Origin of the sequence: Streptomyces sp. NPDC051104 (assembly GCF_040682835.1) — a bacterium.
Lineage (GTDB): Bacteria > Actinomycetota > Actinomycetes > Streptomycetales > Streptomycetaceae > Streptomyces > Streptomyces cynarae.
Genome location: NZ_JBFBBS010000007.1, coordinates 36,714 through 50,051 on the forward strand (window position 1 = coordinate 36,714; position 13,338 = coordinate 50,051).

A 13,338-nucleotide genomic window follows, 5' to 3' on the forward strand; every position below is an offset into this window, starting at 1 on the left:
ATTCAGCCGGGAGATGGCCGCAGTTCACGCGACATTTACCTGACGCCTCAGGAGACGCCGAATCACCCCCAGGTCGGTCATCGAATTGATATTCCGTCAATCAGCGGCTCAAAACCGCCTGTTGAGTCCATCCGTTTACCTTCGGGATTCTTATCGAAGATCTTTATTCACCTGGCTGAAACGGCAGCGTTCACCGTCAGACGCTTAACGTCCATGTCATGAACCGGATTTCACCTCGCGCACTCATCTCCGCCACTGCCCTTGCCACGGCCCTGGCGACCGCCCTTCCGCTCACCGGCGCACTGCCCTCCGCTCCCGCAGCGGCTGCCGTATCGCTGAGCTGCGGCTCCGGCGGGGCCACATACACCCTTGACTCGGCCGGCAAGCTCAGCAGAACCGACATGCCGGACCCGGCGGTCGGCAACGCCCTGCCCGCCGGCAGCACCATCGACACCACCTGGACCGGCTACGGCCATATGCTCGCCGGCCCCGGCGCGACCTTCTACGGCATCAAGTCGGACGGGCTGTACTACAGTCACCGGATCAGCTCCAGCAGCACCTGGGACGTCCACCACCGGAAGATCAGCTCCAGCTTCGCCCAGTTCAGGGCCGCCGACCGGATCGACGACATCACCATCGACCGCGGCGGCTACATATGGACGCTCTCCGGCGCCACCAACGACCTGCGCTGGTACCGCTACGACGCGACCGCCAACGAGTTCGTCGAGGGCAGCGGCAAGATCGTCGACATGGGCTGGAACTACGACGCGATCTACGCGGGCGACCGCGGCGTCATCTACGGCCGTGACGCGACCGACGGCAAGCTCTACCGCTCGCGCTACGACTACACCAGCCAGCGCTGGATCGAACGCCATGTGCTGGAGTCCGCCGCCGACTGGAGCGACACCAAGTTCATGCCGTCGTACGGCGGTGACACGCTGTTCCGCGTCAAGGGCGGCGGCGCGGTCGCGTACTACCGCTTCGACGAGGACATCCGCGACTGGCCCGTCTACAACAAGCAGGTCGAGGCGTCCGGCTGGGCGGGCTACGTCTCGGTTTCGGCGGCGCCCGACATCTGCAAGCTCAACGTCAACCACACGCCCGCGGCGACGCCCGTGCCGCTGGAGTCGTACACCCCCAATTCCGTCATGCAGGCGTCCGACGGCAAGCTGCAGCTCGCCTACACCGACAACATCGGCCGCCTGGTCCACGGCCGCACCGACCCGGCCGACATCAACGGAGCCCAGTGGACGGTGATCTCCGGCCAGGAGGCCTTCACCGGCCGGCCCTCGCTCTCCGCGCACACCGACGGCCGGGTCGTCGTCACCGCCCACAACACCTCCGGCAGCATCTGGCAACGCAACCAGACCGCCGTGAGCAGCGCCGACTGGGGCAACTGGATCGATCTGGCCGGCGCCATGCAGCAGCACGCCGTCACCGGCAAGACCCCCACCGGTCTGATGACCCAGTTCGCCCTCGACGCGGACGGCAAGCCCTGGTACCGCATCCAGCAGCGCGCCAACGTCGACTTCATGGGCTGGATGCCGCTCTCCGGCAGCGGCTTCACCGGCCCCCTCACCGCCGTCACCGTGCGCGACGGCATCCAGCTCTTCGGCAGGAAGGCCGACGGCACCCTCTCCACCGCCCTCTTCAAGGAGGGAGGCACGCTCTCGGCGTGGACCGGCATGGGCACCCAGGCCATCGCCGGCACGCCGTCCGTCATCGTCTACCCCGGCTACCGCATGCGTGTCTTCGCCACGGACGCGAGCGGCAACGTGGTCACCACCGGCCAGTCCGCCGAGGGCGGGGCCTACGGAGCCTGGGAGACCGTCGCCGGCATCACCGCGCAGGGCTCCCCCAGCGCGGTGATCTCCCCGCTGACCGGCCTCACCGAGGTCGTCGTCCGCGGCGCCGACGGCTACGTCCACAACACCGGCGAGACCGCACAGGGCAGCGGTGCCTGGCGCGCCTGGCAGCAGGTGAGCTTCGAAGCATCGGCCACCGAGCCGACCGCCTTCACCTACACCAACCCCACTGGTCCGACCTGGGCCTACACCTTCCGTACCGCCGACAACCAGACCCGCATCTACCAGGTCCAGCAGACCTCTTCGCTCAGCGCGATGCGCGCCACGGCCGACGCGCCGGACTTCCAGGGGAGCAAGCTGCCCGCCCCGCCGACCAAGTGATCACACCCTGGAGGAGGCCGTGGCGGCCCGACGGCCGTCACGCACCGCCTCCACCGCCGCCCGCTCCGCCCCGCTTCCTTCCGTCCTGTCGGCACGGGGACGGGGCAGGCCGGGCGGCGGTCTGCCTACGGCCAGGTCCTCGCCCGCGGGGCCGCACCGCACCAGAAAGGTCTGCACCACCGTGTCCCGGCTACGCTTGCGCGCCCTCGGCGCCGCCCTCGTCACCCTGCCCCTGATCCTCCTGGGAGCCGTCGCTCCACGCGCCGCCGCCGGCGGTACCCAGCCCTCGGCCGACGGCCTCATCGGAACCGAACAGATCCTGTTCCGCTCCGGAACCGCCGGATACGGCTGTTTCCGCATCCCCACGATCGTCCGTACGAAGGCGGGCACACTGCTCGCCTTCGCGGAGGCCCGCCGCTCGCCCTCCTGCGCCGACCGGGGTGCCATCGACATCGTCGTCCGCCGCTCCACCAACGGCGGCCGCACCTGGGGCCCCGTCCGAGTGGCACTCGCCGGCAGCGACACCGACCCGGAGACGCCCTACACGCGCGGCAACCCCTCACCCGTCGCGGACCTGCGCACCGGCGACGTCCATCTGCTCTCCACGTCGGAACCGGCCGAGCCGGGCGGCAAACGGCTGCCGCGAGTCCAGCGCAGCACGGACGACGGGCTGACCTTCGGCGCACCGAAACCGCTGCCGCGGCTGGCGAACCCGCAGGACGGCTGGTTCGGCACCGGCCCCTCGCACGGCATCCAGCTCAAGCGCGGCGACAAGGCGGGCCGGCTGGTGGTGGGGGCGTACGAGTCCCCGCCACAGCCCGGTCAGGACCCTCAGCTCGTGGGTGTGCTCTACAGCGACAACGGCGACGAGTGGTTCGCGAGCGCCACGGCCGACTCCGCCGGGCCCGGGATGGCGCCGGGCGAGCCCACCGTCGCCGAACTCGACAACGGGAACGTCTACATCAGCGCCCGCAACAACAACGGCTCCTCGTCCGGACACCGTACGCACGCCGTCAGCACGGACTCCGGCGCGACCGTGCCCGCGCAGCAGGTCGTGCCCTCGCTGACCACGCCCGAGGTGCAGGCGTCGGTCCTGGCGCTGGAGCAGACGTACCGGGCCACGCCCGGCGACACGCTCGTCCTCTCGGCGCCCTCGCACCCGACGGACCGCCAGAACATGCGGATCCGCTACTCCACGGACCGCGGCACCACCTGGCACGACGCCGCGCAGATCAACGCCAAGCGGGCCGGGTACTCGGACCTGGTCGAGCTGACCGACGGTGAGATCGGCCTGGTCTACGAGGGCGGCGACGGGTTCTCCGCGGCCGCCATCTACTTCAACCGCTTCACGCCGGCGGCGGCCGGCGTGCCGGGTACCTTCACCGGCGCGGTGCACCCGCAGGCCTCCCGGGCCGCGGACCGCACCACCCCGGACAGCACGCCGGACGCCAACGACGCCTACCTCGCCGGGGGTTCGGCGCTCGGCGGCGGCCGCTGGGGCCAGGGGCTGACCCTCGACGCCACCGGTGAGTACGCCGACGTGCCGTACACGCCGGGAATCGACCCGGGCGACGGTGACTTCACCTACTCGCTGTTCTTCAAGTACACGGCGCAGTCCGGTGAGACCCAGCAACGGGTACTGCTGTGGGCCTACGGGTACGGCGCGACGAAACCGCAGGTGTGGGTGCGCGCCCAGCCCGGCCAGAACCGGCTGTACGCCTGGGTGCAGGGCACCGGCGGCACCGCCTCCGTCACACTGACCGACCCCGGCCCGTCGACCGCCTTCGGCGACGACGCCTGGCACCATCTGACGCTGGTGCGCAGTGGCGGACGGATCACGCTCTCGGTGGACGGCACGTCCTCGGCGCAGGCCACCGGGGTCGCCGGGTCGGTCAGCGCCGACCGCGTCGACGGTGTCGACGGGATCCGGCTCGGGGCCAAGCCCGACACCGCGGCCGGTGACGCCTTCAGCGGCGCCCTGGACGAGTTCCGTGTGTACCGCAGCGCGCTGACGGATGCCCAGCTCGCCGAGTTGCGTACGGCGAACGCGGCCCCTTCCGTGGACGGTTCGCTCGGTGTGCGGCTGCCGTTCCAGGTGGTCGACACGGCCGATGTGCCCGCGCTGACCTCGGTCGCGATCGAGGACGACGTCTCGGGGCACTGCGCCGACGGCACCCTTCTCGGCGGGGTGCCCGGTGAGGTGGCCGGCCGGGTCGGCAAGGGCGCGATCTCCGTCTCGGCGTCCCGGCCCGGCGTCGAGGTCCCCTATCTGCCGGCCCTCGACGTCGGCTCCGGCGACTTCACCTACACCCTGTGGTTCCGGCACAACCTGACCGAGACCGATGCGAACGCCGCGCTGCTGTGGGCCTACGGCTCGGTCTCCGGCCAGCCCTCGCTGTGGGTGCGCGCGCAGCCGTCCCAGAGGCGGCTGCTCGCGTGGGCCGAGACGCCCGCGGGTGCGATGCAGGTGGCGCTGACCGACCCCGGCCCGTCGGCCGCCTTCGGGGACGGCGCCTGGCACCTGCTCGCGGTCAGCCGGAGCGGCGGCACCCTGCGGCTGAGCGTGGACGGAACCACGGCTTCCGAGACGACCGGACTGTCCGGCGCGCTCACCTCCACGGCGACACCGGATGGGCTGCGGGTCGGCTCCAAGCCGGGCAACCTCGATGTGTTCACCGGCTCCCTGGACGAGGCCCGGCTCTACAAGCGGGCGCTCACGACGGACGAGCTGACGAGGATCGCGCAGTCCGCCGTCGGTTCCGCGGGCGGCTACCCGGCCGACAGGCCCGCTCTGTCGTGGTCCATGGAGAACGGCCACACCGAGGCCCATGCGGTGGTCAGACCGGCCGCGGGCGCGGCGACCCCGGACTCGTCGGTGCACTGCAACCACGCCTTCGTACGGGGCGGAGCCCGGCCCACGACCTCGGCGGGCGGCGGCAGGTTCGGCGCCGGGCTCGCCCTGGACGGCACGGACGACTCCGTCGAGCTGCCGTACGGCGCGGACGAGGCCCTCGGCTCCCGTGACTTCACCGTGGCGACCTGGATGCGCTACTCCGCGAGCCAGACGAGCGCCAACCAGGTCGTCTTCTGGGCGTACGGCATCGGCAGCACCGAACGGCAGCTGTGGCTGCGGGCCCAACCGGGCCAGGACCGGCTCGCCGCCATGCTGCAGACGGACACGGCCACCACCACCGTCTACACCACCGACGGCAGCGCGGCCTACGCCTTCGGCGACGGCGCCTGGCACCATGTGGTGCTCCAGCGAACGGGCGGAAAGCTGAGCCTGTCGGTGGACGGTGGAGCGCCCGGCGAGGCCACGGCTCCGGTCGGCTCGGTGACGTACGACGACGGCTTCGCCGTGCTCGGTCTCCATCTGGGGGCCAGGCCGGACGGCTACGACCGGTTCAAGGGTTCCCTGGACGAGTTCCGCCTGGTGCGGCGCGCGCTGACGGCGGATGAACTGACCGCCCTGCGCACGTCCAACGCGGACACCGGGACGGCCACCACCGTCCGGCTCCGGTTCGAGACGCTGTCGCCCCAGCCGTACGCCCGGATGTGAGCCGGATCCGCCGGACCTTCTCAGGGCATGCGCAACCGCTGCTGCCGGTCGAGCGAGCGACGCCGCTCCGCCGAGGACGTGGACAAGGGTCCGACGGCCTCACCCTGTGGTGTGTTACGGCTGGACTGCCCCCACACCGAACGGCGGGCACCTGCCAGGTGTCACAGATCTGAGGGCTGTCCGGTCTCTGTGACAGCGATTCCGTGTCATGGCCGCGAACGGGATCGCACACTCCCAAGAACCGGGCCCACAGGGCCGGCATCCACCTCGCGAGAGGAGACGAGGCGTGTCGTCGAGCGAGTCGCCCAACCGTACGAACCAGCAGCCGCGCTCTGAAGCGTGGAAGACCGCCTTCACCGTGCTGCAGACGGCGAATCCACCGAACATCCCTGAAGGTCCCGAGGTCATGACCCTTCTCGTCGCGTTCCCTCCCGGCGACCCCGGCGCCCCTCCCCACCGCCACCCCGGCCCGGCTTTCGGGTACGGGGCTCGAAGGGGAGATGCGCTTCGAGATCGAAGGCGAACCCGAACGCGTCGTTCGGGCAGGTGAAACCTTCTGGGAGCCCGGCGGCGACGTCATCCACCACCAGGACGGCAACGCCGTCGGGGGCACCGGCGAACAGTGTCGCGGTGGCGGATGCGGTGTGACAGGCCGACATCCTGTTAGACAGGACAACGGCCGGATCTGTGACACCCCCTGTCGAAGCGCGGAGGCATCGGCACCATGGACATGCGGCAGCCGCCCACCGACGGCTCGCTCGACCAGGCGGCGAACGCTTTCGAGCGGCTGCGCCCGCGTTCGTTCGGCATCGCCTATCGCATCCTGGGAAGCGTGACCGAGGCCGAGGACGTCGTCCAGGACGTCTGGGTGCGGTGGCAGGGCACCGATCGGAACGTCGTCGTGGATCCAGCGGCGTTCCTGGCGAAAGTGACGACACGTCTGGCCATCAACGTGGCTCAGTCGGCACGGATCCGCCACGAGGCTTATGTGGGGCCGTGGCTGCCCGAGCCCGTGGACACCAGCGTGGATCCACAGGTCGGTGCGGAGCGCGGTGAGGCGGTGGAGCTGGCCGTGCTGCTCGTCCTGGAGAAACTGAATCCGTGGAGCGGGCGGCCTACGTGCTGCGGGAGGCGTTCGACTATCCGTACCGGCAGATCGCGGACATGCTGCAGCTGAGCCAGGCCAATGCACGGCAGATCGTCAGCCGGGCTCGCAAGCGTCTGTCCGCCGAACGCCGTGGTTCCGTGGACACGGCAGAGCACCGGCGTCTGCTGGAGGCCTTCGTCACCGCCGCGCAGTCGGGGGACGTCTCCGCGCTCGAGAGCCTTCTGTCGGCCGACGTCGTCGCCTACGCGGACGGGAACGGCATGCGTGGAGTGGCACGGCTGGAGGTCGTGGGCGCGGAGCGCGTGGCCAGGGTCAACGCCGTTTTCAGGAAGTTGATACCCGGCGGCCGGTACCGTGTGGTCGAGGCCAACGGTCTCTCCAGCGTGCTGATCACCCAAGACGGCGTCACCGTCGCGTACTTGAGTGTGACCGTGGGGCGGGACGGGATCGACGGGGTCTACTGGGTGATGACGCCGGCGAAGCTTCGGGCGTACGCGCGGTCGACACATCGGCCCGTCCTCCAGGAGCCGTAGCGGCGGGACGGTCTCAGGTCAGGTCGTTCACTGCCGGCTGGGGTGTGGGCCCGGTGGTGGGTGGGCGGGAGCCGATCGAGTGGTAGCGGGCGGGCAGGCTCAGCAGTTGCCGGGGCGGTAGGCAGTTCTTGCCGTCCACGATCAGACGGGGTTCGGTGAGCAGGCCGCTCAGGATCCGCCAGTCCGCTTCCACGATGTCCGGCCACTCGGTCAGGATGACGGCCGCGTGGGCTCCCCGGACGGCGGTGCTCAGGCAGTCCGCGGGGCGGGTGCCGGGGAACAGCGCGGCGATGTCGTCCTTGCCGGTGGCCGGGTCCCAGACGCGGACCTCGGCCGCCTGGTCGAGCAGGGCGGGGACGATGCTGCGGCTGGGGGCCGCGCGCAGGTCGTCGCTCCAGGGCTGGTATCGGAGCCCCAGCACCGCGACGACCGCGTCGGGCAGCTGTCCGTCCAGTGCGCTCTGGAGCGTCCGGACGACGAGCTGGGGCTGGTCCCGGTTGACGGCGATGGTGGCGTCCAGCAGCGGAGTGGGCACGCCCACGGTGGCCGCCCAACGGGCCAGGGCGGCGGTGTCCTTGGGCAGGCAGTGGTCGCCGAACCCCAGGCCGGGCTGCAGCAGGGCGTGCCCGATGCGCGGGTCGGCGCCGATGCCGCGCATGACGTGGTCGACGTTGACGTCCGGCAGACAGCACAGGCGGGCGATCTCGTTCGCGAAACTGATCTTGGTGGCCAGGAAGGCGTTGGCGGCGTACTTGATGATCTCCGCGCCGGTGGGGCTGGTCACGACCCACTCGCAGGCCGGGCCCGCGTAGAGGTCGCGGAGCGCCGGAAGGAGATCGTGCGACCACAGGCCGACGACGATCCGGGCGGGGCAGGCCGAGTCCCGCAGCGCGCTGCCTTGGCTGAGGAACTCCGGATTGTGCACGTAGCGCTCCCGCAGCCCGGGGTGGGCGGCCGCGAGGCTGTTGCTGGTGCCCGGCGGGATGGTGGACCTCACCGCCACCACACTCGGGGCGGGCCGTAGCCGGAGGACGGCGTCCAGGGCGGTGCGGACCTGCGAGAGATCCACCCATCCGTGCCCGTCGGGCGGTGTCCCCACGGCGATGAGGACGACGTCGAAGGGCTGGTGTCGGTGGGGTGGCCCGACTGCGCCGGTGAACGACAGCCGCCCGGTGGCGAGGGCCGCCGACATCGCCTGCTGCAACCCCGGCTCGCTGAAGGGGACATGTCCTCCCCGCAGGTCGCAGAGCCGGGCCGGGTTCTGCTCGACGCCGGTGACATGGTGGCCCTGCAAGGTCAGCTCCACCGCACCGGTCACTCCGACATAGCCCTGCCCCATCACAGCCACGTGCATGGAATCCTCCGCTGGGTGCGTCGCACCCGCCGTTCCCGTGCAGCAGGTGCGTGACAGCGGTCTGCGTACGGCCCACACGGCCCGAACCGGTCTCCGGTCGCCTGCGTCAGCGCCCCCGCCTCGAACCGGTCGGCCGGGTCCTCAGCGGGCTATGAACCAGTGTGCGGCGTCACGGCGAGGGCGGCGAACCGCCGCATCCCCCGTCGGGAACAGGCTCGGTACGCCGTCCTTCCGTGCCCGGACGGGGCCGAGACGCCCATCCGTGGAAGGCCCTGCTGTGAGCCCGGTGGAGGTCGTGTGGCACAGCCGCCGCGGCAGCCGCGGGACGGTCCCCGTGTGCTGCCGCGGGCCATGCCCCGGACCGTTGATCAGCCGACCTCGAGCACGATCTTGCCGCGGGTCCGGCCGCTCATGCTGAGACGGAACGCCTCGGCGGCCTCGGCCAGCGGCAGGGTGTGCTCGACATGGACATCGAGCTTGCCGGCGTCGGCGAGTCGACCGAGCTTCGCGAGGTCCGCACTGTCGGGCCGGACCCACACGTGGTGTCCGCCGTGCTCGGTGACCGCCGGGTCGACGATCGACGCGAGGCGCGAGCGGTCCTTCAGCAGTTCCTCGGAGACGGCGACCGCGTCACCGCCGACGTAGTCCACTGCCGCGTCGATGCCCTCCGGCGCCAGTTGTCGTACCCGGTCGGCCAAACCGTCGCCGTAGGTGACGGGTTCCGCACCCAGGGAGCGCAGGAAGTCGTGGTTGTGTTCGCCGGCGGTGCCGATCACCCGGGCTCCCTTGGCCACCGCGATCTGCACGGCGAAGGACCCGACGCCGCCGGCCGCCGCGTGGACCAGGACCGTGTCGCCCTCGGCGACCCCCACCCGGGCCAGTGACTGCCAGGCGGTGAGCCCGGCCAGCGGGACGCCGGCTGCCTGCTGCCAGCTCAGCGACGTGGGCTTGCGGGCGAGGGTGCGGACGGGCGCGGCGACGAGCTCGGCATAGGTGCCGTGCTGCACTTCGTCCTTGCGGACGTACCCGAAGACCTCGTCGCCGACCGAGAACTCCGGGACGTCCAGGCCGACCGCCTCGACGACGCCCGCCACGTCCCATCCGGGCACGAGGGGAAAGTGGACGTACATGATCGGGTCGAGATAACCGGCGACGATCTTCCAGTCCACCGGATTGACCCCGGCGGCCTTCACTCGTACGAGCACCGAGTCGGGTCCGACCTTGGGGTCGTCGGTCTCGGCCAGTTCCAGGGTCTCCGGGCCACCGTAACGGTTGACGGTAATTGCATGCATAACGGACACAATAGGTGTCGAGGGGTACCTCATCCGCGGTTTCTGCGGCATCTCCACGAACAGGCTTCACCAGCGACACCGTTCACTCGCTTGGCCCCCACGTACTGCGCCTGGTCGCACCCCACGGGCGCTCCCTGGCGGGCCCTCGGGGCCGGCTCGGGGGAAGAGCGGGGCGGCTACGCACTCGTGGAGAAGCGGAACGCACCGGTGCCCCCGCCCATCGTGAGCCAGATGTGTTCGCCCTCTCTGACCAGGCGGAGGGCGATGTACGCGCAGCCGGGGCAGCGGACGGTCAGGCCCGGTTCGGGGCCGTAGACGTGGAGTTCGGCGAGCGGACCCGACCGCGCGCAATCCGGGCACCGCCACCAGGCCGTGGTGGGCTCCACCGAGAGGATCTCCGAGAGCGGGCCGGCGAGGCAGTTGCCGTCGAGGTGGGTGGTGGCGTCTGCCATGAGGTCCTCCCGTGCGGTCGGGGTCGGTGGGTCATCCGAAGCGCTCGGTGCGGATCGTGACGGGGTCCCGCCCCCTGTCGATCAGCAGGTCGTCGACAGCCTCCACGAAGTCGGTGGACCCGCAGACGTACACGGGACCGGCCGGCTTCAGTCTGGCCGTCGCCTCGTCCAGGTCGGCCCGCGTGATGCGGCCGGGCGGGCGCACGCTGCCGGGCGGGGTCTGCCGTGTGTACACGATGCGGACGTCGAGGAGCGGGTCGGCGTCGGCCAGGTGGTCGCGGTACCAGACGTCCTCCGGGGTGCGCACCGAGTACGGCAGGTGCAGGGGGCCGCGCGAGCGTGCCGCGCGGTGGGCATCTCGTCCCAGGTCCAGCTGTGTGTGGCGCCGAGTTCCGTGGTCACGGTGAAGGACCACGTCTCGGTGGGGACCCTCGGTGTGGGGCCCGCCGACAGCACGGGGAAGGACTCGGTCGGGTACTGACCGGGCGGCAGCCGGACCGCGAGGCGCCGTCCGCGCCCCTGGAAGCTTGCGGGGAGTGCGTCCGCGCGGCCGTCCGTGCCGGCGGTCAGCTCGCCGAGCGGCGACAGCGTCCCGGATCAGGTCGGCGACCTCCCTGGGCCGCGAGACGGCCACCGCGTGCGACGCCCCCTCCAGTTCGACGACGGTCGCGCCGGCCCTCTTCGCGCCGAAGCGCTCCACCTCCGGGTTGATCGCCTGGTCCGCGCCGGCCACCAGCGCCCAGGACGGCTTGGTCTTCCACGCGGCGGCGGAGGCCGTCTCCTCGAAGGCCGAGGCGGCCAGCGGACGCTGCGCCGCGGCGAGGACCTTCGTGACCTCCGCCGGCACGTCGGCGGCGAAGACCGACGGGAAGGCCGTCTCGGCGATGGTGACCTCGACCGCGTCCTCGCCGCCCGGGACGCAAGCCGGTACAGCCGATGCCGGCCGTGCCGGTGCAGCCGATGCCCGCCATGCGGACGACGCGGCCAGGGTACGTCCACTCCTTCAGGCTGCTCACCAGCGGTGAGAGGGGGAAGCGGCCCTGCAGCTCGCCGAGGCTCTCGCCCTCCTCGAGCACGTACGCCGCCACGTGGACCAGCCCGACGACGTTCTCGGTGGTACCGGCCACGGTGATGAGCGCACCGCCGTAGGAGTGGCCGACCAGCACGACGGGACCGTCGATCTGGGAGGCCACGGAGGCGACGTAGGCGGCGTCGGCCGCGAGGCCCCGCAGCGGGTTCGGCGGCGCCACCACGGGAATGCCGCTCTTCTGCAGTTCCTCGATGACCCCGGACCAGCTGGCCGCGTCGGCGAACGCGCCGTGGACGAGGACGACCGTGGGCGTGGAAGTGGTCATGTCTGCGTGTCTCCCCGACGTCAGGCGGTGTGCAGGGCCGCGTGCAGGGTGCGCGCCGCCAGGGTGATCGCGGCCTCGGCCGCGTGGGTCCCGCGCAGCGCGTTGAGCATCACGAAGTCGTGGATGATCCCCTGGAACGCACGGCGGTGACCGGAACCCCGGCCTGGCGCAGCTTGTTGGCGTACGCCTCGCACTCGTCCCGCAGTGGCGATCGCCGCGTAGTCGGTGTGCGGGTAGGTCGTGGCGTGCGGGGGCAGTCCGTCGACCATCATCTCCAGGTCGACCATGCCGAGGGAGGAGTTGTTGAAGACGACCACCTTCACCGGCAGCCCGTACTGGACGAGTGTGAGGAAGTCGCCCATGAGCATGGAGAACCCGCCGTCGCCGGAGAGGGAGGACCTGCCGGCCGCGGTCGAGGAACTGCGCGCCGATGGCCTGGGGCAGCGCGTTGGCCATCGAGCCGTGCACGAAGGAGCCGAGGATGCGGCGGCGGCCGTTCGGTGTGAGGTAACGCGCGGCCCACACACAGCACATCCCGGTGTCCACGGTGAACACCGCGTCGTCGGCGGCCTCGTCGTCGAGCACTGAGGCCGCGTACTCGGGGTGGATCGGGGTGTGCCTGTCGACGTTGCGGGTGTAGGCGTTCACGGCGCCTTCGAGCCCGTGGGCGTGCCGCTCCAGCATCCGGTCGAGGAACCGGCGCGAGTGCTTCTCGCGCACCGCCGGGATCAGGCACCGCAGGGTCTCGCGGACGTCTCCCCAGACGGCGAAGTCGAGTTGGGTGCGCCGCCCCAGCCGCTCGGGCTGCGTCAGCGCACGAGATCCGTTCCGGCAGCGCACCCTTCGGTGACGGACCGGTGCCGGTCCTCGTCTGCCGTCGGGTGAAGGGGGCCGTCGACCGGGAGAACGGAGGACCGCTGATGTTGCTGACCGCATTACGGCTCTCGCCCGGTCAATTCCCGCAGGCACACGAACGCGTGCAGTTCACAGGGAACGCCACGCGAGGAAATGCAACTGCTGTGAGACTGACCGCGGTGCAAACGGAAAGGCGAGCCAAGGGCTGCCATCGTGCACTGTGGGGACAGAGGCGGTGCGCTGCTCGCACACCCGGCCGCCGTGAGCGGCGGCCGGGCCGGGTGCGCGGGTCGTCAGCCCAGTTCCGTGTCCAGCCAGCGCAGGACGTCGGGCGTCACCGGGTCGGTGGTGTCGGTGAACTCCTCGTGCTTCTTCAGGAACTTGGCCACATAGGGGCAGACGGGCACGATCCGCTTCCCCGAGGCGCGCACGTCGGTGAGCGCCTGCTGGACCAGCTGCGAGGCCAGGCCCTGACCGGCGAAGGCGTCGTCGACCTCGGTGTGGTAGAAGATCCGCTGGTCACCGCGGTCGCGGTAGGCGATCAGCCCGGCGCGCGTGCCGTCGACCAGGATCTCGTAGCGGTTCTTCGCGTCTATCCGCTCGACGACGGGAGCGGCGGAGGACTGGCTCATGGGGTGCCTTTC

Annotated in this window: 6 protein-coding genes and 6 pseudogenes; 4 read left to right on the top strand and 8 right to left on the bottom strand. The window is 71.1% G+C overall.

Annotation, left to right across the window (positions count from 1 at the left end; all coding sequences use genetic code 11):
• Positions 1-218 precede the first annotated feature (218 nt).
• The 4 genes and pseudogenes from AB0N14_RS12840 to AB0N14_RS12855 all read left to right on the top strand — a co-directional run bounded on the left by AB0N14_RS12840 (position 219) and on the right by AB0N14_RS12855 (position 7,386).
• The gene (locus AB0N14_RS12840) at positions 219-2,186 is read left to right on the top strand and encodes a tachylectin-related carbohydrate-binding protein (RefSeq protein WP_366025693.1); all 1,968 of its coding nucleotides are present in this window, start codon (positions 219-221) and stop codon (positions 2,184-2,186) included.
• 181 nt (positions 2,187-2,367) lie between these two features.
• Entirely contained in the window at positions 2,368-5,745 is a 3,378-nt protein-coding gene (locus AB0N14_RS12845) for a sialidase family protein (protein ID WP_366025694.1), read from the top strand.
• A 358-nt stretch (positions 5,746-6,103) separates the two neighbouring features.
• A pseudogene (locus AB0N14_RS12850) lies at positions 6,104-6,350 on the top strand (cupin domain-containing protein); the annotation flags it as partial.
• A gap of 119 nt (positions 6,351-6,469) precedes the next feature.
• Positions 6,470-7,386, top strand: a pseudogene (locus AB0N14_RS12855) (sigma-70 family RNA polymerase sigma factor).
• 13 nt (positions 7,387-7,399) lie between these two features.
• Here the strand turns inward: AB0N14_RS12855 and AB0N14_RS12860 are convergent.
• From AB0N14_RS12860 to AB0N14_RS12895, 8 genes and pseudogenes are all read right to left on the bottom strand, one after another.
• The gene (locus tag AB0N14_RS12860) at positions 7,400-8,740 is read right to left on the bottom strand and encodes a nucleotide sugar dehydrogenase (RefSeq protein ID WP_366025695.1); all 1,341 of its coding nucleotides are present in this window, start codon (positions 8,738-8,740) and stop codon (positions 7,400-7,402) included.
• A gap of 368 nt (positions 8,741-9,108) precedes the next feature.
• A complete protein-coding gene (locus AB0N14_RS12865; RefSeq protein WP_366025696.1) occupies positions 9,109-10,032 on the bottom strand; it encodes an NADP-dependent oxidoreductase in 924 nt (307 codons plus the stop codon).
• Between the two features lie 176 nt (positions 10,033-10,208).
• Positions 10,209-10,484 (bottom strand): DUF6510 family protein, encoded by a 276-nt coding sequence (locus AB0N14_RS12870; RefSeq protein WP_366025697.1) that lies wholly within the window; start codon positions 10,482-10,484, stop codon positions 10,209-10,211.
• A gap of 357 nt (positions 10,485-10,841) precedes the next feature.
• Positions 10,842-10,976: pseudogene (locus AB0N14_RS12875) on the bottom strand (sulfite oxidase-like oxidoreductase); the annotation flags it as partial.
• Positions 10,977-11,067: 91 nt separating this feature from the next.
• Positions 11,068-11,839 (bottom strand): annotated as a pseudogene (locus AB0N14_RS12880) (alpha/beta hydrolase); the annotation flags it as partial.
• Between the two features lie 20 nt (positions 11,840-11,859).
• Positions 11,860-12,044 (bottom strand): annotated as a pseudogene (locus AB0N14_RS12885) (alpha/beta hydrolase fold domain-containing protein); the annotation flags it as partial.
• A pseudogene (locus AB0N14_RS12890) lies at positions 12,040-12,643 on the bottom strand (thiamine pyrophosphate-dependent enzyme); the annotation flags it as partial. The pseudogenes AB0N14_RS12885 and AB0N14_RS12890, both read right to left, overlap by 5 nt.
• A 344-nt stretch (positions 12,644-12,987) precedes the next feature.
• Positions 12,988-13,326 carry a GNAT family N-acetyltransferase gene (locus AB0N14_RS12895; RefSeq protein ID WP_366025698.1) on the bottom strand — a complete coding sequence of 113 codons (339 nt, stop codon included), beginning with the start codon at positions 13,324-13,326 and terminating at the stop codon, positions 12,988-12,990.
• Positions 13,327-13,338 lie beyond the last annotated feature (12 nt).